The following is a 218-nucleotide window of genomic DNA, read 5'->3' as shown; positions in this document are numbered from 1 at the left end:
ATATTACTCGATACAATATTTAAAATTCTCATATCATTAAGTATCCTTTTTATTTAAATATTCAACCGAAAATCCTTTTAGTTTGTCAGGCGTTTTCTCCCACCACTTGCTTTCCAAAAGTTTTTCAATTGTTTTATTGTCAAATCGCTTCTTAATCACTTTTGCAGGAACCCCACCAACAACCTCATATGCTCCTACATTTTTAGTAACAACTGAGC

The 218-nt window shown here is 32.1% G+C and carries 1 pseudogene; it reads right to left on the bottom strand.

Features of this window, described 5'->3' with window-relative positions:
- Positions 1 to 36 precede the first annotated feature (36 nt).
- Positions 37 to 218: pseudogene (locus tag JHU38_RS12345) on the bottom strand (CatB-related O-acetyltransferase); the annotation flags it as partial.

The sequence above is a fragment of the Prevotella illustrans genome (assembly GCF_017426725.1).
Classification (GTDB): Bacteria; Bacteroidota; Bacteroidia; order Bacteroidales; family Bacteroidaceae; genus Prevotella; species Prevotella illustrans.
This window is presented reverse-complemented; position numbering and strand designations above follow the sequence as displayed.